This window comes from Streptomyces sp. CNH189, from assembly GCF_000527195.1.
Genome location: NZ_AZUS01000001.1, coordinates 455,648 through 475,057, shown reverse-complemented (window position 1 = coordinate 475,057; position 19,410 = coordinate 455,648). Strand labels below are relative to the sequence as shown.

The 19,410-nt window shown below is 73.0% G+C and carries 16 protein-coding genes; 4 read left to right on the top strand and 12 right to left on the bottom strand.

Annotated features, from left to right (window positions below; translation table 11 throughout):
* The first annotated feature begins 329 nt into the window (after window positions 1–329).
* Window positions 330–1,076, top strand: coding sequence for an alpha/beta hydrolase (locus B100_RS0102120; protein ID WP_024882827.1), 747 nt, complete (start codon window positions 330–332; stop codon window positions 1,074–1,076).
* An 86-nt stretch (window positions 1,077–1,162) separates the two neighbouring features.
* Here the strand turns inward: B100_RS0102120 and B100_RS36875 are convergent, their stop codons facing one another.
* Together B100_RS36875 and B100_RS0102110 are read right to left on the bottom strand one after the other, a co-directional pair.
* On the bottom strand, window positions 1,163–1,327 hold the full coding sequence (locus tag B100_RS36875; protein ID WP_158686693.1) for a hypothetical protein: 165 nt from the start codon (window positions 1,325–1,327) through the stop codon (window positions 1,163–1,165).
* 180 nt (window positions 1,328–1,507) lie between these two features.
* Window positions 1,508–2,323: an MmyB family transcriptional regulator gene (locus B100_RS0102110; RefSeq protein ID WP_024882826.1), complete on the bottom strand. Its 816-nt coding sequence runs from the start codon at window positions 2,321–2,323 to the stop codon at window positions 1,508–1,510.
* A 71-nt stretch (window positions 2,324–2,394) separates the two neighbouring features.
* On the opposite strand from B100_RS0102110, the gene B100_RS0102105 reads away from it, so the two are divergent.
* Window positions 2,395–3,111, top strand: a complete 717-nt coding sequence (locus B100_RS0102105) for an SDR family oxidoreductase (RefSeq protein WP_024882825.1) — start codon at window positions 2,395–2,397, stop codon at window positions 3,109–3,111.
* Window positions 3,112–3,196: 85 nt separating this feature from the next.
* Here B100_RS0102105 and B100_RS0102100 read toward each other — a convergent pair whose 3' ends face one another.
* From B100_RS0102100 to B100_RS0102070, 7 genes are all read right to left on the bottom strand, one after another.
* Window positions 3,197–5,203: a hypothetical protein gene (locus B100_RS0102100; RefSeq protein ID WP_024882824.1), complete on the bottom strand. Its 2,007-nt coding sequence runs from the start codon at window positions 5,201–5,203 to the stop codon at window positions 3,197–3,199.
* 162 nt (window positions 5,204–5,365) lie between these two features.
* Window positions 5,366–6,940: a S8 family serine peptidase gene (locus tag B100_RS0102095; protein WP_024882823.1), complete on the bottom strand. Its 1,575-nt coding sequence runs from the start codon at window positions 6,938–6,940 to the stop codon at window positions 5,366–5,368.
* A 405-nt stretch (window positions 6,941–7,345) separates the two neighbouring features.
* A complete protein-coding gene (locus B100_RS0102090) occupies window positions 7,346–10,297 on the bottom strand; it encodes a hypothetical protein (protein ID WP_024882822.1) in 2,952 nt (983 codons plus the stop codon).
* A gap of 2 nt (window positions 10,298–10,299) precedes the next feature.
* Window positions 10,300–12,129: an HSP90 family protein gene (locus tag B100_RS0102085; RefSeq protein ID WP_024882821.1), complete on the bottom strand. Its 1,830-nt coding sequence runs from the start codon at window positions 12,127–12,129 to the stop codon at window positions 10,300–10,302.
* 58 nt (window positions 12,130–12,187) lie between these two features.
* Window positions 12,188–13,168 carry a hypothetical protein gene (locus B100_RS0102080; RefSeq protein ID WP_024882820.1) on the bottom strand — a complete coding sequence of 327 codons (981 nt, stop codon included), beginning with the start codon at window positions 13,166–13,168 and terminating at the stop codon, window positions 12,188–12,190.
* A gap of 179 nt (window positions 13,169–13,347) precedes the next feature.
* Complete coding sequence (locus B100_RS0102075; RefSeq protein WP_024882819.1) at window positions 13,348–14,169, bottom strand: serine hydrolase domain-containing protein; 822 nt, start codon at window positions 14,167–14,169, stop codon at window positions 13,348–13,350.
* A gap of 18 nt (window positions 14,170–14,187) precedes the next feature.
* A complete protein-coding gene (locus B100_RS0102070; RefSeq protein ID WP_024882818.1) occupies window positions 14,188–14,658 on the bottom strand; it encodes a GNAT family N-acetyltransferase in 471 nt (156 codons plus the stop codon).
* A 95-nt stretch (window positions 14,659–14,753) separates the two neighbouring features.
* On the opposite strand from B100_RS0102070, the gene B100_RS0102065 reads away from it, so the two are divergent.
* Window positions 14,754–15,215, top strand: coding sequence for a MerR family transcriptional regulator (locus B100_RS0102065; RefSeq protein WP_024882817.1), 462 nt, complete (start codon window positions 14,754–14,756; stop codon window positions 15,213–15,215).
* Window positions 15,215–16,231 carry an aldo/keto reductase gene (locus B100_RS0102060; protein ID WP_024882816.1) on the top strand — a complete coding sequence of 339 codons (1,017 nt, stop codon included), beginning with the start codon at window positions 15,215–15,217 and terminating at the stop codon, window positions 16,229–16,231. Before B100_RS0102065 ends, B100_RS0102060 begins: the two co-directional genes overlap by 1 nt.
* A gap of 185 nt (window positions 16,232–16,416) precedes the next feature.
* On the opposite strand, the gene B100_RS0102055 is transcribed toward B100_RS0102060, so the two are convergent.
* From B100_RS0102055 to B100_RS0102045, 3 genes are all read right to left on the bottom strand, one after another.
* Window positions 16,417–17,289: a DUF4429 domain-containing protein gene (locus B100_RS0102055; RefSeq protein ID WP_024882815.1), complete on the bottom strand. Its 873-nt coding sequence runs from the start codon at window positions 17,287–17,289 to the stop codon at window positions 16,417–16,419.
* 66 nt (window positions 17,290–17,355) lie between these two features.
* Window positions 17,356–18,573 (bottom strand): alpha/beta hydrolase, encoded by a 1,218-nt coding sequence (locus B100_RS0102050; protein ID WP_024882814.1) that lies wholly within the window; start codon window positions 18,571–18,573, stop codon window positions 17,356–17,358.
* Window positions 18,574–18,627: 54 nt separating this feature from the next.
* Window positions 18,628–19,317 (bottom strand): TetR family transcriptional regulator, encoded by a 690-nt coding sequence (locus B100_RS0102045; protein WP_024882813.1) that lies wholly within the window; start codon window positions 19,315–19,317, stop codon window positions 18,628–18,630.
* Between the last annotated feature and the right edge of the window lie 93 nt (window positions 19,318–19,410).

The following is a 19,410-nucleotide window of genomic DNA, read 5'->3' as shown; positions in this document are numbered from 1 at the left end:
CCACCCCTCCAGCCTCCGGCGGGGGCCGGTCGACGGCATCCGGACGGCCGCCCACGACGAGGCCCCGCCTTCGGATCGGCCCTCCTGTGCGCCCGTGCCGACGAGGTCGCTGGGCGATCCGCAAGCACTCGACGGGGTACCGGACTTCGCGCGCCACGAGCCATAGGCGGACGGGGGCGTCCCGACAGGCCGCCGTGGTACGTTCCTGCCGCCGTGCACTGCTGCGTCCTGAGGAGGTGAGACCGATCAACGCTTCGACAGGTCGGGCCTCCCTCCCTCGCATGGCCTAGGGAGCGCCCGCAGAGGTCTCCCGAAAGGCACGCATCGCTATGCGCTTCCTCTCCGACACGTCGTCCGACGGCGTCCGCGAACAGCTCTTCTCCCTCGGTGACATCCCCGGCGTCCTGTGGACGCCGGCGGACGACACCGCCACCCCGCTGCCGCTCGTCCTCCTGGGACACGGCGGCGGCCGGCACAAGAGGGACCCCGAGATCCTCACCCTTGCCCGCCGTTTCGTGACCGAGTGCGGTTTCGCGGCCGTGTCCGTCGACGTTCCCGCCCACGGCGACCGGCCGACGGTCGAGGAGTACGACCGGATCGCGACCGAGAACCAGGCCCGCGTGGAGGCCGGCGAGGAACTGGCCCCGCTGATCGCCGGCTTCCAGGCCCTCGTGGCCCGGCGGACCGTGCCGGAATGGCGGGCGGTCCTGGACGCGGTGCAGCGGCTCGACCACGTGGGCACCGGCCCGGTGGGCTACTGGGGCGTCTCGCTGGGCTGCGGACTCGGCGTGCCGTTCGTCGCGGCGGAGCCACGGGTGCGCGCGGCAGTCCTGGGCCTGGGCGGGGCATCGGCGTCAGCCGAGGCGGCAGCGCGGATCACGGCCCCGGTGGAATTCCTGGTGCAGTGGGACGACGAGCGCGTCCCGAGGGACCAGAGCCTGGCACTCTTCGACGCCTTGGCCTCCCCGGAGAAGACGCTCCACGCCAACCCCGGCCGACACGGCGAGATGCCGCCCACCGAACTGGACAACACACTCCGCTTCTTCCGCCGCCACCTCTGCCCCAAGCGGAGCTAGCCTTCGCCGTCCGTGAGTCGACGGAGCCAGGCTGCTTCCTTGAGCCGGAGGTTCGGGCCGCCAACGACCGGGTCGCGGCGCTGAGGTCAGCTTGTTCCGTCCGGTTCGTCTCCGTAGGCCTGGGTCACCTCTACGTCCAGAACGGTCGCGATGCGACCGAACGACCAGTAGTAGCCGGTGACCTGGAGGATTTCGACGATCTCGCGATCGCTGAAGTATCGACGAGCCGGCTCGAAGGTTCCGTCGCTCACGCGAGGCTGCTGGACGACCTCCCTCGTCAGGTGAAGGAGGGCCCGGTCTGCCGGAGAGAAGCCGGGAGTTTCGAAATCCCGCTCGCGAATGCTTCGCTGAAGGGCGCATTGCGTGAGGGGGATCGGTCCGGTTCGCCGGTCTCGTGAGTGACATGGCGAGACCTGTGCCAGTCCTGCGTTTCAGGCCGCCTGCCTGGCCAGCCTGTGCAGGGCCCGCGCGGCGGGTGATCCGGGGTCGGCCGTGATCAGGACGACTTCCTGGTCGTCCTCGGGCACGAGCAGGACGTCACAGTTCAACCGCAGCGTGCCGGTCTCCGGGTGATCGAGGATCTTGGTGCGGTGCCCGGGGGCGTGGACCGGACGCGTTTGCCATATCTGTCGGAACTCCTCGCTGCCGGCGTGCAGTTCGGCCAGCAGAGCGGTCAGCCGCGGGTCATGCGGGTAGCGGTCGGCGGCCCGTCGCAGCCGCGCCACCACAATGTGGCCGAACTCCTCAGCGCTGGAGCTCTCGTACATCCGCCCCTGGCCAAGGAAGCGGCGCCGGGCCAGGTTCGTCCTCCCGCCTTCGAGATCGCCGCCGAACAGTGCCTGGGCCAGGGGGTTCCAGGCGACGACGCCGTACGTCGCGTCAGTGACGACGGCACCGGTCTCCGGCAACCGCTCCAGCATCCGGGCCACATGCGGGCGTACCCACCGCACGGCGCTGATGCCGGGCGGCGCGCTCGATCCCGCCAGGCGGAACAGGTGGCTGCGCTCGGCCGGTGTAAGCCGTAGTGCCTGGGACAACGCGTCCAGGATCCGAGTGGACGGCCGTGGGCCCCGGGCCTGCTCCAGCCGCGTGTAGTAGTCGACCGACATGTGGGCGAGTTCCGCCACCTCTTCGCGGCGCAGACCAGGTGTCCGGCGATCGGTGCCCGTCACCGTCAGGCCGATCTCGTGTGGACGCAGGCCCGCCCGGCGCTCCCGCAGGAAGCGGGCCAGTTCCTGCCGTGCCATGCCGCTTCCTCCCGCTGCCTGGTACAGGTTGTCCCTGGCAGGGCGCCCACAGCCAGGGAACGCTAGGTGCCATGAACGATCGCACAGCTCTTGTCACCGGTGCCAACAAGGGCATCGGCAAGCACATCGCCCGGCTCCTCGCCGCCGAGGGCCTCACCGTGTACGTGGGCTCTCGCGACCGCGGGCTCGGACAGCGAGCCGTCGAGGAGATCGGCGAAGGCGCCCGCCTGCTGGTCCTCGACGTGACAGATCCCGACGGCATCGCACGGGCCGCGACCCAGGTGGACCGTCTGGACGTGCTGGTCAACAACGCCGGGATCTCACCGTCACTCGCCCTGCCGACCGACACGAGCGTCGAGGAGGTCCGGCGCACGTACGAGACCAACGTCTTCGGGGTGGTGGCGGTGACCAATGCCTTCCTGCCCGCCCTGCGCCGGTCCCCGCAGCCGCGCATCGTCAACATCTCCAGCGGTACCGCATCGCTGACCTGGAGCACGAACCCCAACCCCCACTTCACCCCGGGAGGCGGTGGCGCAGCCGCCTACCGGTCGTCCAAGGCCGCCCTCAACGCCCTTACCGTCCTTTACGCCCAGACGCTGGCCGAGGACGGCTTCAAGGTCAACGCGCTCGCCCCCGGCATGCGGGCCACCGACCTCAACCCCCTGGCCGCCGCTGCCGGTGACGACCCGGCCGAGGCCGCCCAGGGAGCCGCCCGCCTGGCCCTGCTGTCGGACGACGGCCCCACCGGTGGCTTCTTCTCCTGGGACGGAACGCCCGCGCCCTGGTGAGCGGCGCCGAGATCAGGCAACGGCACTGACTCGCACGCCCCGAACCCCATGCCGCCTGTCCGCGCGAGCTACAGGAAGCGACGTCTTACGGGGTGGGCTGCACCGACGGCCCCCGGCCCGACTCCACCAGCATCCAGGCGTGCGGGAAGAGCTCGGGCAGGGTGCGGGTGGGGAGGGGGAGGGGAGTGTTCAGGCGGCCGTTGTAGGAGCGTTCCAGGCCGAGCAGGTCCGCCTTCCAAAGCTCCATGGGCTGGTAGGGCTTGTCGGCGTGGAGCCAGTCGCCGCCGAGGAAGAGGCGGCGGCCGGCGCGGGGGCGCTTGTCCTCGACGACCAGCCCACGGTCGAGGAGGGCGGCGGCGGCCTGCCGGTGGCGGGCGGGCTTCCAGCCGTTCCAGGTGCGGACGTTGCGGTCGGTCGGGGCGTACAGGGTGAGCAGTTGCAGGTACAGCGTGGTCGCGTCCTCGTCCAGGCGAAGGGTGTCTGCGGCCTTCTTCAGGACGCCGGGTGCGGACAGGGCAGGGTTCGTCTCGTACGAGCCGGGCGGGAGCGAGGGGTCCTCCAGCCGCTGCACCAGGCGCTCGCAGGCCGGTCCGCGCAGCCACTCGACGACCGCGAACTCCGGGTCGCGGGGCGAGCCCGCGCGGGCCGTCAGCAGGCGCTCGGAGCGTTCGTCGACGCCGTAGTACGCGGGGCGGAAGTACAGGCTCGGCTGGGAACGCTCGCCCCGGCGGTCGACGGTGCCGTCCACGGCCACCGTCAGTCCGTCGTCGACGGCCTCGGCGTCCAGGGGCTCGGGGGCGGCGTAGGGGCGGGTGCCGAACCTGTCGTGGACGTCGGAGAGCCGGTGGCCGACCGTGCGGCTGAGCCGTCCGGCGTTCAGCAGCAGGCCGGGGTGGTCCAGGCGCCGGCGCAGGGACCGCAGGAGGCCCGGCGCCCCGGCGCGGACCGGGTCCCCCGCGGGGAGTTCGGCGTAGACGCGGGAGACCAGGCCCGCCAGGGCGCGCAGGGTGTCTCTGAAGTCGATGAGCTCCCGGTCCCCGCCGGTCGCGTACGGGCCGAACTCGCTGTTGGTGAGCCAGGTGTCGAGGTCCGTGCCGAGGCCGCGGATCGACGCGTGGTCGGTGAACGCCGCGCAGAAGCGGCCCGCCGACAGCGGGAACGGGTGCAGCTCGATCACCGTGGCGAACGTGCGCTCAGGGACCACGGTCCGCCTGCCGTACCGCTCCCGCCACGCCCGTGCGAGCCGGTCGGCCACCATGTGCATGGCCCCCGGCTCCCACAGCCCGGCCGGGTCCTCGGGCAGAACGTCCGCGAGCAGGTCCAGGCGGTCGAGCGGGCGGGTCCGGCCGGACCCGCGGACGCAGTCCTCGATCTCGGTCACCCTCAGCCCGTGCACCGCGCGCTCCTCGTCATCGAGGTACCCCTCGATCAGCCCCGCCAGCGCGTACGACGCCTGCGCCCGGCCCATCCCGGTGCCCTGCCCGAGCGCCTCCACGGCGCCCCGGTCCCACGGCACCGGCCCGCGCTCGCGGACGAGGTCCACCAGCCGGCGTATCTGCCCGGGGCGGCCCCACCCGCCACGCGGTACGTCGGTGACCTCCTCGACCGTCCCCAGGCTCGGCGGCTCCGCCACGCCCGCCCGCAGGTCGACGAACTTCCGCAGTCCTCCGGCGGCCCAGCCGACGGCCGCCGCGGCGCCCCGCTCGTCCCGTGCCGCCTCGGCGCCGTGCTGCGCGAGACGGACCAGCCCGGTGCGTATCCGGGCCGAGGGGTCGGCGAAAGGAGCCGCCGCCCAGATCTCCAGCAGGGCGAGCAGGCGTTGGCGCCGGTCGTCGCGCGTGGGCTCGACGGCGGCGCGCAGCGCGAGGGCGCCGACGCGGCCTATGAACGCCGCCCAGGAGCCCTCGCCCGCCGTGCCCGGTTCTCCCTCGCCTGTGGCCAGGTAGCGTCCCGTGCGCTCGACGGCGGCCAGCGATCCGGCCCGGGTCCAGTACCCCGCGCCGTCCACCAGCCCTCTGAGGGCGTCCCCCACGCCGTGGTCGTCGAGCACCGCCATGTCGCGTCGTGCCGTGGGCAGTTCGTCCGCCGTCATGCCGTCTCCCCGTACCGTGCTCGAAGGCATTACGGGGAGATCATGGCGTACGGGTCGGACAACGGGGCCGGGGTGGGACGGGGACGACCAGCCAGTCGGCCGAACTCCGCCCCGGCACGGACGTCCGTGCCGGGGCGGAGGAGGAGCGCTTCGGTCAGGACCTCAGAAGGTCAGGCCCCAGCCGCTGATGTAGCCCGTGTCGCCGGCGTAGCCGTCGGTGACCCGCAGCTTCCACGTGCCGTTGGCCGTCTCCGAGGAGGCGTTCACGGTGTACGTGGTGTTGATGTTGTCCGTGGAGCCGCCGGTGCCGGAGGACTTGAGGGTGTAGACCGAGCCGTCGGGGGCGACCAGGGACACCGTCAGGTCACCTATGTAGGTGTGGACGATGTTCACCGGGACCTTGAGGGTCGAGGGGGCGTTGCCCGAGACGCCGGTGACGGCGATGGGGGACTCGACCGTCGTCCGGTCGCTGATCGTGTACCGCGTCGAGCTGGTGAACGTCTTGCCGGTGGGCGGGGTGGTGCCGCCGTTGCCGCCGACGTACAGCAGACGGTTCGGGGAGCCGGTGCCGGGGCTGGTGACCGCGCCGGAGACCGAGCCGGCGACCAGCGCGGAGGAGACCTGCGCCGGGGTGGCCGACGGGTTGTCCGCGAGGTACAGCGCCGCGGCGCCCGCCACGTGCGGGGTGGCCATCGACGTGCCGGAGATGGTGTTGGTGGCGCTGTCGCTGGTGTTCCAGGTCGACGTGATGGACGAGCCCGGCGCGAAGATGTCCAGGTTCGAGCCGTAGTTGGAGTAGCTGGCGCGGGCGTCCGTGCTGGTGGTCGCGCCGACGGTGATCGCCTCGGCCACCCGGGCCGGGGAACCGGTCGCCGTGGTCGACTCGTTGCCCGCGGCGACGGCGAAGGTCACGCCGGCCGCGATGGCGTTGCGGACCGCGTTGTCGAGCGTGGTGCTCGCGCCGCCGCCGAGCGACATGTTGGCGACCGCCGGGAGGACCGCGTTGGCGGCGACCCAGTCGACGCCCGCGATCACGCCGGCGGTGGTGCCGGAGCCGTTGTTGTCGAGGACGCGCACGCCGACGATGCTCGCCTTCTTGGCGACGCCGTAGGCGCTGCCCGCGACGGTGCCGGCGACGTGCGTGCCGTGGCCGTTGCCGTCCTGGGCGACGTTGTCGCCGTCCACGGCGTCGTAGCCGTTGCGGGCGCGGCCGCCGAAGTCGCTGTGGGAGACGCGCACACCGGTGTCGATGATGTACGCGGTGACGCCCTGGCCGGCGGTGTCGTCGTACGTGTAGGAACCGCTGAGCGGCAGCGAGGTCTGGTCGATGCGGTCCAGGCCCCAGGACGGCGGGTTGGTCTGCGTCGCCTGGATGGTGAAGGCGCGGTTCTGCTCGACCAGCGCGACCGACGGGTCGGCGGCCAGCTCGGCGGCCTCGGCCTCGGTGGCCTCGACGGTGTAGCCGTTGACGGCCTCGCGGAAGGTGTGCTCGACGTCGGCACCGTACTTCTTGGCGAGGCCCTTGCCCTTGGCGGACGTGGCCTTGGTGCCCGACGTCAGGGTGACGATGTAGCTGCCCTCGACCGCGTTCGGCGCGTCCGCGTAGGCGATCGCCCCCTTGGGGGATTCGGCGGAGTGCGCGGCGGGAGCGGTGAACAGACCGCCCGTCAGAGCCGCCGCGGCGACCGCGCCGACGCCGACGATCGATCTGCGCTTGGTGTTTCGCTTCACTGCCATCTGAGGTTTCTCCTCGACAGGTGGGGAGTGTGGGGGTGGCGCCTCTGGGGGTGAGGCGCCGCACGGCGGACGTCCGCACCAGGTCACCGGGACGAGCAAGTGTCAGGAACATGCCAAACACGGGCGCTGTGGCCGCGCTCCGCATGTCCTGCCGCCAGGCGAAAGATTGATCTGTCTACGCGGATTGCACAAGGGGTTCAGGCGGGCGTTAACGTCCGTGCCACAAAGAGGCAGTGACACAAGGTCATCAAAGGCGCAGATACGCTCCGTAAACGAGATCACCGTCACAGTCACCGCGTGGGGCCGGTGCGGCCGCTCGTCCCGCATCGCGAGACGGGACGGCGCCCGGCTCCCCTCGGGGTGCCGGGGAGGGACACACGCGCCCCACCCCGGCACCGGCACCGCTCACTCCTCGTCGCGCAGCCGCTCCGCCAGCCCCGTCAGGGATTCGGCCTCCTCGGTGTGGCCGAGGGCCGTCAGCCGGTGCGCCGCCGCCTCGACCCGGGCGAGGGCCGGGGCGGTGCGCTCCAGGTAGACGCCCTCCACGACACCGGCCAGGCGGACGCACTCCGCCCACTCACCGGCCACGTCGGCGTCCTCACCCGGCTCCCCGAGCAGCCCGACGGCCTTCTCCAGTGCGGCCAGCGCCTCGTCGTACGCGCCGGCGTAGGCGTTGATCCGCCCGTACTCGTAGGCCAGGGCAGAGTCCAGGGAGCGGCCGTGCGCCTCGAAGCCGACGGCGCGGGCCGCGTCGGCGACCCGGCCGGCGCCGTCGAGGAAGGCGCGGGCGTCGGCCAGGCCCTCGGGGCCCTGCTGCTGGGCCTGGAGCCGGGCCAGCTCCCGTAGGGCGTTGCTGACCAGCTCGTACCGCGGGTCGCGGGCGTGGGCGGCGAGCGCCTGGTCCACGGCCTCCCGGGCCTTGGCGAACTCCCCGGCCTCACCGAGCAGGACGGCCGTCTCCGCGGCGATCATGGCGTGGCTGCCCGGGTCGTCGTCCCAGCCGGCCGACTCGGCCGCGAGGGCGACGAACTCCGCGGTGGCGGCCTTGAGGTCGTCGCCGGCGCGCAACGCGCGGGCGCGGGTCAGGCGCAGCTGGGCGACGAGCCGGTCGTCCAGCTCGCCGCCCACGACGTCCGGCTCCACGAGCAGGGAGTCGAGCAGCGCGATGCAGTCGTCGATCCGGCCGAGGTCGAGGCTGAGCTGGGCGGCGTTGCTGTAGGTGCAGAACGCGTCGAACCGGGTGCCCGCCCGCATTTCCAGCTCCGCCGACCGGGTCAGATGGCGCAACGCCTCGTCGGGACGGCCCAGGCCCATGCAGGCCTGCGCCAGTTCGCCGTGCAGGGTCGAAGCGTCGACCGCTTCGGCGGGCCACTCGGCGGCCAGCCGTATCCCCTCGCTGAGGCTCGCGTGGGCGGCCTCCGCGTCCCCCAGGCCGAGCTGGATCTTGCCGCGCAGGGACAGCGCGCGGGGCAGGTGCCAGGCGGGGCCGTCCGTCCGCAGCAGCTCGACCAGTCCGTCCACCTCTGCGAGCGCGGCGGGCAGGTCGCCGGCCATGGCGTGCGCGGTGGCGCGCAGCAGCCGGGCGGCGGCGATCTGCCCGGTGAGGTTGTGCCGGACGGCGAAGTCGTACAGCAGCTCCGCCTCGGCGAGGATCGGGGCCACGTGCTCGCTGTCCCCGGACGCCTGGAGCCGCAGTCCGCGCCCACTCACCCGCAGGCGCAGCAGCCGCGCCTCCAGGTACGGGTCGATCGCGGACGTCTGCCCGTGCAGCCGCACCAGCTCCGCGTGCGCCTCCGTGAACACCGCGACCTGGGCGGCGGCCCGCGCCTGAGGATCAGCGCCCTCCTTGGCCGCCCCCGGCGGAGCCACCTGCGCCCCCGCCAGCACCGCGCACGCGCGGGCGACCACCGCGTGGCCCGGGAGACCCGCGTCCTCGTACAGGCCCGCCGCCTCCTCGTACAGCGCCGCCGCGTCGGCGTGCGCGTCCTTGCGCTCCGCCAGCGTGGCCTCCTCCTCCAGCAGGTCCGCCCGCAGCCGCACCAGCGGGCCCACCTCCGGGTCGTCCGGGTGGACGTAGTCCGGGGCGGTGGTGAGGGTGCGCAGGCGCGCCCAGCAGGCGTGCGCGTCAGGATGACCCTGCTCGTCCAGCTCCCGTGCCCGCCTGATCAGGTCGGCCGGCGCCTCGGGAAGCGCCTCGGCCGGTTCCGGCGCGGCCGGGGCGGTCGCCGGGGCCACGTCCTCCAGGGTGCGCGGCCGCAGGGTCAGCTCCAGCGACTCCAGCAGCGGCGCCCGGCCGAGACGGGCCGTGCGGCGGTCGGTGTGGGCCGTCGTGCCGTTGCGGGCGTCGAAGCGGCCGGCCAGGTCGTCGGCGCGCCGCCGCACCTCGGCGCGCAGCGACGCCACCGTCCAGCTCCGGGCGGGGAACCCGGCGGCGGGCAGCTCCCCGTGGCCCAGCGCCTCGACCCGGGCGAGGAGCACCTCCACGCCGGTGAACAGGTCGAGCTGGGCCAGCGGCGAGTCCACCTCGTCGAACAGGGTGCGGTTCTCCGCCAGCAGTTCAAGACCGCGCGCCTCGTTGCCGGTCAGCGCGCAGAACTCCAGGTGGCGGCCGATCTCCCCGGCCATCGAGGCGTTGCGGCGGCAGCCCCGGTACCCCGCCAGGTGCAGCCGGCGCGCCTCGTCGGTGCGGCCGGCGCGCAGCAGCGGCAGCAGCGCGTACGACACGGAACGGGCCGGCTCCTCCTGGCAGGACTCCTCGCCGGCCAGCACCGGCTCCCAGGCGCGCAGGGCCCGCTCGTCGTCGCCCGCCGCCAGGTGGTACAGGGCGCGCTCGCAGGTCTCGCACGCCTCGCAGTCGCTGAGCATGCCGCGGGTCCGGCCCGCCCACAGCTCGTAGGCGAGGGCGGTGTCCTCACCGACGTGGGCGGCGAGCTGGTAGGCCTGCCCGTAGTACGGCTGGAGGTCGAGCCCGGCCTTCTCGTAGCGGTCGCGCATCTCCGTCTGCCACTGGCGCAGGCTGGCCAGCGGTACCTCGGGCAGGCAGCGCAGGGCGTTGGCGACCCACTTGAACCGCCAGAACAGCTGGTGGCGCAGCCGGTCGTCGAACACGTCGGGCTGTTCGTCGAAGAGGTTCAGCAGCCGGGCGAAGACGACCGGCGACTTCCGCGGCTCCGAGCCGTACGTGTACGCCTCCTGGAGCTCCAGGAGAGCGTGGATCAGCGGCACCGGCTCGTCGAACAGCTCGGCCGCCTCGGCGAGTTCCTCGGCGGTGACGGTTCGGGTGCGGCCGTAGGGGCGCCGGTCGTTCTCGCGCAGCGCCTCGAACAGCTCGTCGGTGGTCTGGGGTGCGGTCTGCATCGTCAGCTGTCCTTGCGCAGGGCGTGGGCGAGAAGGTCGAGGAAGGAGCGGTTGATGAGGCTGGATTCGGCGGGCCGGAGCGGACGTCGGGACAGCAGCGCCGCCTGCCCGTACAGCGCCTCCGCGCTGGTGCGGGCCAGTTCGGGCTCGTCGATCGCGACGGCGGTGCGCACCAGCGGGTTCAGCTGGTTGAGGATCAGCTGCGCGCGGGGGGCCTCCTGTTGCAGGGCGCCGAGGATGTCGCCCCACAGGCCGCCCTCCTGCTCACGGGCGAGCCGGGAGCGGGTGCGCTCGTGCCGGGCCTCGCGGCTGTCGACGAGCAGGGCGGGCGCGGACGCCGGCTGGAAGGCGCGCAGCGCCACGTCGCAGTCGAACACCGCGAGGGCGTCGCGGGCCAGCGCCAGGTAGGCCGCGGCGGCCAGTTCCGTCTCCCGGTCGACCGGGTCGAGGTGCGCGGTCAGGGTCGCCGGGTCGAGGTCGGCGACGCTCACCTCGGGCCTGATCTCCGGGAGCCGGTGCGCCAGTTCACGGTCGTAGGTGTAACCGCCGTTGACCACGCCGAGCCCGGCGGCCGACGCGATGGCCGCGACCTGCCGGAACTCCTCCACGCTGGACGTCACCAGCACGGTGCGGTGGGTGCGGGAGAACTCGTCCAGGGTGCAGTGGCCGTCGGTCGTCTCGAACGGCAGCCACGGCAGCAGCATCCGCAGGATCTCGTCGTCGTGCACGGCGAGCGACTTCACCGACAGGTGGTGCGCCTGGAGGAAGCGGTGCAGCAGGTCCGGGTCGCTGGCGGCGACGCGGGCGATCCACGCGCGCAGCTTCTCGGCGAGCGCGTCCCGGACGGCGGCGAGGGTGTCGTCCTCGTACAGGGACTCACGGGACGCCGTCGGGCGCAGGCTCTCCGCGTCGACGACGCAGCGGACGAAGAACGCCCAGTCGGGCAGGATCTCCTCCGCCTGCTCCGACAGCAGCATGCCCTTGACGTGCACCCGGTGGCCGTGACGGCGCCCGGCGGGCACCGCCTCCGGCAGCACGCACGCGATGCCCTTCAGACCCACCGCCGGCAGGTCCAGCTCGATGGTGTCCAGCGGGGCGAAGCCGAACACCTCCTCGCCGTAGGCGGCCAGCGCGCGGGAGCGGGCACCCGGCGTCGGGTACGTCCGCGCCCAGGGCGCCGCCTCGGGGTTGACCGGCACGGCGGGGCCGGTGCCGTCGTCGAAGGTCACCGGGTGGCGCAGCAGCGAGCCGAAGTGCCCGGCCAGCGCACGCACCTGCGCCGGCCGGGTCCACTCGCCGGCGTCGGCGCGCGGGGTCAGCGTGACCGTGGTGCCGGGCCGGGACCGGGCGGAGGCGGGCAGGGTGCGCACGGTGTAGCTGCCGTCGCCGCGTCCCCGCCACTCCACGGCGGGCGCGCCGGGCGTACGGGCGGACCGGCTGACCACGTGGATCTCGTCCGCGACCAGGAAGCAGGACAGCAGGCCGATGCCGAACTGACCGATGAAGTCCCCGCGTTGCTCGGCGATCCTGTCGGCGCGCTTGCTGCTGCGGCCGATCGTGGCCAGGAAGGTGTGCACGTCGGCCTCGGTGAGGCCGACGCCGTCGTCCTCGACGCGGACCACGGCGGCGTCGGCGTACAGCCGGATGCCGAAGGTGCCCGCGGGGGCGGCCGGTTCGAGGGCGTGCCGGGCGGTGAGCGCGTCCACCGCGTTCTGCATCAGTTCACGCAGATAGACCCGGGGGCTGGAGTAGAGGTGGTGGGAGAGCAGGTCGACGAGGCCGCGCAGGTCGACCTGGAAGGTGCGGTCGGCGGTGTTCTCGGGCAGGGTCATCGGCGGTCCGGGGTGTGAAGGCGTGCGACGGGCGGCGGAAGAGGGGGCGAGCCGGGGCTCAGAAGGCCTTGCGGAAGCGCGCGTACGTCTTCTGCGGCTCGGACATGTACGTCCACGGCCACTCGGTGTACGCGCCCTCCAGCTCGCGGAAGACGTTCGAGGCCGTGCTGCTTCCGGCCAGGGACAGGGCCATGGCGAAGATGTTGTAGTCGCCCTGCCAGCCCAGGCGGCGCTGGTAGGCGTGGTGCAGGACGCTGCGCTCCGCCGCCTGCCTCAGCACGGTCCGGATCCTGGGATCCTGGAGGCAGGCGCTGTCGTCGGACTCCACCCACTCCTCGATGTACGCCATGGCGACCACGCAGCCGAGCCGGTGGCCCTCGGGCGCCTTGGCGAACGCCGCGCGGGCGAACTCCAGGGCCTCGCCCGGCTCACCGCCCCAGCGGGGCTGGAGCTGGGACAGCCATGCGAGGTGGACCTCCAGGTCGAGCGGATCGCGGCGCAGGGCGGCGTCGCGCCGGGTCTCCGCGACCGTGGAGCCGAGCGACATGCCGCGCGCCGAGGTGAGCAGGTGGCGCCACGGTGTGATCCAGTCGGGACGCAGCTCGGCCGCCTCGAACAGCTGCTGCTCGGCGATCTGGAGCCGCTCGCGGAAGACCTGCCACTGCTCCCGCGTGACGTCCACGGCACGCGCGCTGGTCCGCGCCTCCCAGCCCCATTCGACGTGCCGCGCCCCGGATATCAGCAGGGCCAGGGCCCGGTGCTCCTTGTCCTCCTCGACGGCGCGGCCGATCCAGTCCTGCACCCCGTCCAGGACGGCCAGCTGGCCGAGGACCTGATGGTCGCGGCCCAGGTCGAAGGGGGCCAGGGCGGTCTTGACCGCCTCCCAGTCACCCGCGTCCGCGGCCTCCACGGCCGCCAGCACCCGCGCGTCCCCGAGGGCGCGCAGGGCGTACGTCCCGTTCTTCCTGCGTGGTGCCGGAAGGGCGTACGGATCCGCCCCCGGTCCGTCCCCGCCCCTGCCGAACAACTTGCCGAACATGTCGCGCCCTCCCCTGGTCCGCGTGATCGTCCGGCGCATCATAGGGCGCCCCACCGACATCGCTTCCACAGGGTTTTCACATCGGGCCCACGCGAACGCCCCAGGTCGTACGGGGTGTTCCGGTTCGTCCGGCCGCGGGGGGCGGGATCAGCCGCCGTGTCCGGCCGCGGGACAGGGGGTCAGCCGCGCAGTTCCGCCAGCACCGCGTCCGTGAACGGCGGCCACGCCTCGACCGCCCAGGGGCCGAACGCGCGGTCGGCGAGCGCCACGCACGCCGCGCCCGCGTCCGGGTCGATCCACAGGAACGTGCCCGACTGACCGAAGTGCCCGAAGGTGCGCGGCGAGGACGACCCGCCGGTCCAGTGCGGGGCCTTGCCGTCCCGGATCTCGAAGCCCAGCCCCCAGTCGTTGGGGTTCTGGTGCCCGTAGCCCGGCAGCACGCCCTTGGTGCCCGGGTACTGCACGGTCATCGCCGCGGCCACCGTCCGCGGGTCCAGCAGGCGCGGCGCCTGCACCTCCGCCGCGAACCGCAGCAGGTCGTCGACCGTGGACACGCCGTCCTTCGCGGGGGAGCCCTCCAGCGAGGTGGACGTCATCCCCAGCGGCTCGAGGACCGCCTGCCGCAGATACTCGCCGAACGGGATCTCCGTCGCCTTCTCCACGTGGTCGCCCAGCTGCTCGAACCCGGCGTTGGAGTACAGCCGCCGCTCGCCCGGCGCGGAGGTCACCCGGTGCTCGTCGAAGGCGAGGCCCGAGGTGTGCGCGAGCAGGTGGCGGACCGTCGAGCCGTCCGGGCCCGCCGGCTCGTCCAGCTCGACCGCCCCCTCCTCGTACGCGACGAGCACCGCGTACGCGGCCAGCGGCTTGGTGACCGAGGCCAGCCAGAAGCGGTGCCCGGCCGGTCCGTGCGTGCCCAGGACGGTGCCGTCCGCCCGTACCACCCCCGCCGCAGCGGTGGGAACCGGCCAGTTCTCGATCGACGCGAGGCTCTTCAGCGACATGCCGTCGAGCCTAAGCGCTCACAGCCTGAGCTCCAGCAAAGGGTCCGGCTTGGGGCTGAAGCCCAGAGCGCGGTACATCGGCTCGGCCTCCGGGCTCGCGGTCAGCCGCACCCGCACGGCGCCCCGCTCGCGGAACCACTCCAGCAGCGCGTCCATGCACGCCCGCGCGTAGCCCCGGCGGCGGGCGTCCGGGTCGGTGGCGACGCTGAAGACGTAGCCGTCGGTGCCGCGCGGGTTGTGCGCGCCGCCGATGCGGTACTCGATCGTGCCGGCCACCAGTGCCGCGAGGGCGCCCGCCCGCCGGGGGTGGTCCACGACGAAGGCGGCGAACCCGTCGTCCGGCGCGGCCAGTCTCTCCCGCAGCACGGGCAGCGACTCGGCGTGCCACGCGGTGGACGGGTCGGACCGGGCGAGCGAGTCGATCATCACCTGACGCAGCCGCAGCACTTCCTCGGCGTCGTCGGGCGTCGCACGGCGTACAGGAGTCATGGCGGCACGGTAGTCGGACGCCGTTGACCCGTGCCGCCCATTTCTCTTCGGCGTCGCTTGCCTGGAGCGCACTCCAAGGATCTAGCGTGGAAGCCATGACGGTGACGGAGACCACGGGTACCAGGACCGACACCTGCGCCGGACCCCCGCAGGGGAACCGGCGGCCGGACGGCGAGGACAAGTACACGATCAGCGAGGTGGCCGCCCTCACCGGGCTGACGGCACACACCCTGCGCTGGTACGAGCGCATCGGACTGATGCCGCACATCGACCGCTCCCACACCGGGCAGCGGCGCTACACCAACCGCGACCTGGACTGGCTCGCCCTGGTCGGCAAGCTCCGGCTGACCGGCATGCCGGTCGCCGACATGGTGCGCTACGCCGAGCTGGTCCGGGCCGGCGACCACACGTACACCGAGCGCTTCGAACTGCTCAAGGCGACCCGCGAGGACGTACTGGCCCGCATCGCCGAACTTCAGGGCACCCTCGCCGTCCTGGACCGCAAGATCAGCTTCTACGCGGACGCCGGGCGCGCCCTGGCTTCGGAAAGGGCATGATGAGCGAGCACACGATCCCCACGACCACGCTGGGCGCGGACGGCCCCGAGGTGGGTGTGCAGGGCCTCGGCTGCATGGGCATGAGCTTCGCCTACGGCCCCGCCGACGCGGACGCCTCCCGGGCGACCCTGGAGCGCGCCCTGGACCTCGGCGTCACCCTCTACGACACGGCGGACGCGTACGGCGCGGGCGACAACGAACGCTTCCTCGCCCCGTTCCTCGCGGCGCACCGCGAGGAGGTGGTCATCGCCACCAAGTTCGCCCTGTCGATCCCGCCGGACGAGCCCACCCGGCGCATCGTCCGCAACGACCCGCCGTACATCCGGCAGGCCGTCGAGGAGAGCCTGCGGCGCCTGGAGGTCGACGTCATCGACCTCTACTACATGCACCGGCGCGACGTGAACATCCCGATCGAGGAGAGCGTCGGCGTCATGGCCGAGCTGGTCCGCGAGGGCAAGGTGAAGCAGCTGGGGCTGAGCGAGGTGACGGCCGGCGAACTGCGCGCCGCCCACGCCGTGCACCCGATCGCGGCCGTGCAGTCGGAGTGGTCGCTGTTCAGCCGGGACATCGAGGCCGCGGTGGTGCCGGCGGCGCGTGAGCTGGGCGTGACCCTGGTCCCGTACTCGCCGCTCGGCCGGGGCTTCCTCACCGGCGCCTTCGCGGACGCCTCCAAGGACCTCAGCGAGGACGACCTCCGCCGCACGATGCCCCGGTTCACCGGGGACAACGCGGCCGCCAACGCCGCCCTGCTCGCACCGGTCCGCGCGGCCGCCGAGGCACACGGCGTGACGCCGGCCCAGATCGCCCTGGCCTGGGTCCACCAGCAGGCGCGGGTGCACGGCCTCCCGGTCGTCCCGATCCCGGGCACCCGCCGCCCGTCCCGCGTGGAGGAGAACACGGCGGCCACCGGCATCGCCCTCACCGAGTCCGAGCTGGCGTCCCTCGACCCCATCGCCGACAAGGTGGCGGGCCCCCGCTACGCGGACATGACCTTCACCTCAGCAGGCAGGGAGTAGAAAAACGCGGGCAACGCCACAACGCCCCTGAGGGACCGCCCCTCAGGGGCGCGGGGAACTGCGCAACGCCTCGCGAAGGAACGGGCCCTCACAACTCCGCGAGGACACCCCCTTCCAGGGGCGCGGGGAACTGCGCGACAAGCCCCCACGCACCCGCACCCGACAACTCACCCCACCCGGCAGGGCTAAAGCTCCGCAAGCAACTCCGCCTTCTTCGCGGAGAACTCCTCATCCGTCACCAGCCCCGCCTGATGCAACTCCCCAAGATGCCGAATCCGCTCGGCGATGTCCGCCGGATCCCGCCGAGCCGCGGCCACCGGCGCCGCCATCGCCGGCGACGACATCACCGGCACCGCCGCACAGTCCCGCACAGCGGCCAGCACGGCCGCCGCGAACGGCAGCGACTCGTGCACGGGCCCGTACCCCAGTCCGAACACCACCGCGGCGGGGTCCTGGTCGGCCTGCGCCGGCGCCGGCACCGCCGTGTCCCGGCGCAGCAGCCGCAGATGACCCTCGAACACCTCCGGCGACCGCCACTCCACCCCGCCGAGCTCGGCTATCGGGAACCGCTGGTCGCCGGCCTTCCACTTCGCCGACGAGGCCCCGGTCCAGAACCAGCGGAACGCCACCGCTGTGCCGTCGAACGTCGCCTTGCCGTCGTACGCCTTGAACTGCAGCGGCGCCTCGGGCGCCGCCACCAGGTGGCGTTCGGCCGGGCCCGACTCGGTGAGCCGGTCGCGCAGTTCGTCGGCGTAGTACTCGGCGAGCGTCTCCCGCTCGGCGGGCAGCACCAGCCGGTAGGGGTCGCTGCTCTCCTTCAACTGCCCGGCGGCCGCCTCCATCAGCGGATCGGCTCCCGGCCGGGGCTCCAGACGCAGCACCACGGACCCGCGCTTGCCGGGTGTGAGGCTCACGCCCTCGATCGCCTCCAGCGGCACACGCCGCTCACCGAGCGCCTGGAACAGCTTGGGTGTTCGAATCCCTCGTTCGTAACGGATGAGCACGGAGTCGGATTCGAACTCCCAGGCGGCATGAAATCCGGCCAGTACGTCACCCATGCGGCTCATCGTATGCGGCACGAGCTTCTCCGTCCCCTCCCCACGCATACCGCAGTATCTCCGCTTCTACGCGCGTCCGGTAGGGGTCGTACCGGACAAACCCGCCCGGCAGACGTCGTCCTGACGCGCACAGGAAACCGCCCGGTATGCGCCAACCCCGATCTCGGCGAAGTTCCGCAGGCTGTCCGTCCCGGGCACGAAGTACCCGGCGTGCCCCTTGGCCTCACGGGCCGACAGGACCCGCGCGCCGAAGCCGTCGGCCACCGGGTCGGCCCCGTGGCCCAGCCCGCCGAGCTCCAGGTACGGCACGTCCTGGATCCAGTCGTCGGCGTCCCGCATCGCCCACACCCGCGCGGTGGTGTGCAGCTGCGCGGCGTTCTCCACCCGCATGCCCGGGCTGCCGGCCACCGCGATGTCGCTCACCCGCTCCGGCACGCGGTGCGCGGCCAGCCCGCACACCACCGAGCCGTAGCTGTGGCAGAACAGCGAGACCGGGGCCACGCCCGGCAGTCCCCGCACCATCGCGTTCAGCCGGGCCGCTCCGTCCTCCGCGCGCATCGCCGTGGCCGCGTCCATGCCGAGACCGCTGGGCGCGGTGTAGTCGGCCCAGGCGATCACGGCCGTACGGGCCGCCGGGTCGGCGGCGCGCTGGGCCGCGTACAGCGACGTGGCCATGCCGACGGGGGCGGAGTGCGCGCGCCGGGCGCGCTGGAAGGTGAGCAGGTCGGTGTCGACACCCGGGACGACCACGGACACCCGCTCGGCGTGCCGCAGGTCGCCGAAGACCTCCGCGACGCGGCCGGAGCCCGCCGGGTCGAAGGCGAGGATGTGCCGTCCTGGCCGCATCAGCGCCTCGATGCGGTCCATCCTGCGGGCCGCCTGCTGCTGGCCCGAGGAGGTGAGACGGCTGTCGTGCAGACGGCGCAGCTCCACCTCGCGGGCCTCGGCCAGCGCGATCCGGTTGGCGCGGTAGCGCAGTTCGACCGGCGCGCCGTTCATGTTGCCGACCGCCAGGGGATAGCGGTGGGCGAGCCGCACCCGCTGTCCCTCGGTGAGCGAGGCGAAGAACCGGGCGAGCCGCAGGGGCGCCGACTCGGGGTCGGGCAGCCGCTTCCCGGCCACCCGGCCGTCCTCCCACGCGGCGATCGACGCCTGCAGGGGAGCGGGGTGGCGCTGGTGGCGCAGTGCCGTCCAGCCGGTGGTCGCCAGCATCACGAAGACCACGGCGAGCGCCAGCAGCGCCCGCCACATGTTCAGCTGGGGGGAGGTGTCGAAGGAAGTCACTGGGAGGACACACTAGGAGAACGAGAGTGTCTCGCGTCAATCCAGTGACTGGGATCACGTTTCGTTGTGCCGATCCGGGGATGCTTCCGTACGCCAGTTCGTGGCGAGGGCCGGTCCGACGTGGTCCAGGCAGATCCGCATCAGATCCCTCAGCGCCTCGGGCCTGAGGTCGTTCCCGGCGGACCAGCGCCGCTCCGCCACCCGGATCACCCCGCCGAACGCGGCCACCAGGATCCGCGGCCGGGGGTCGGCGTCCACGTCCAGGCCCTCGCGCTCGGCGATGATGCCCGCCAGCTCCTCCTCCAGCTCCGCCGCCCGCCGCAGATGCGCCGCGAGCAGCGCGGGCGTGGACTCGATGACCCGGTAGACCCGCATGTGCAGTTCCACCGGGACCAGCCGCCCGACGGCCTCGTTGATCGCGTCCCAGCTGTCCAGCACGGCCCGGCGCAGCACCTCCAGCGGCGCCTCGTCCCGCGGGCGCGCCCGGACGGCGTCGGCGATCTGCGACTCCGCAAGGCGCGGGACGAACAGCGCGACCTCCTCCTTGCTGGCGAAGTAGCGGAAGAAGGTGCGCTGCGAGACGTCGACGGCCGCGGCGATGTCGTCGACGGTCGTCCCGTCGTACCCGCGGGTGGCGATCAGCTCCAGGGCGGCCCGGACCAGGGCGTCCCGGGTGCGCTGCTTCTTGCGCTCGCGCAGACCCGGTCGCGGCAGCGTGCCCGCGACGGTCCCGGCCGATTCCATGGCTCCTCCTCGAACCGTTCTTCCAGTTCAGGCTATAGGCGCATGTCCTGTCAGTTACTGACTGGTGAATTGGTTTGTCAAGTGTCAGTGGCT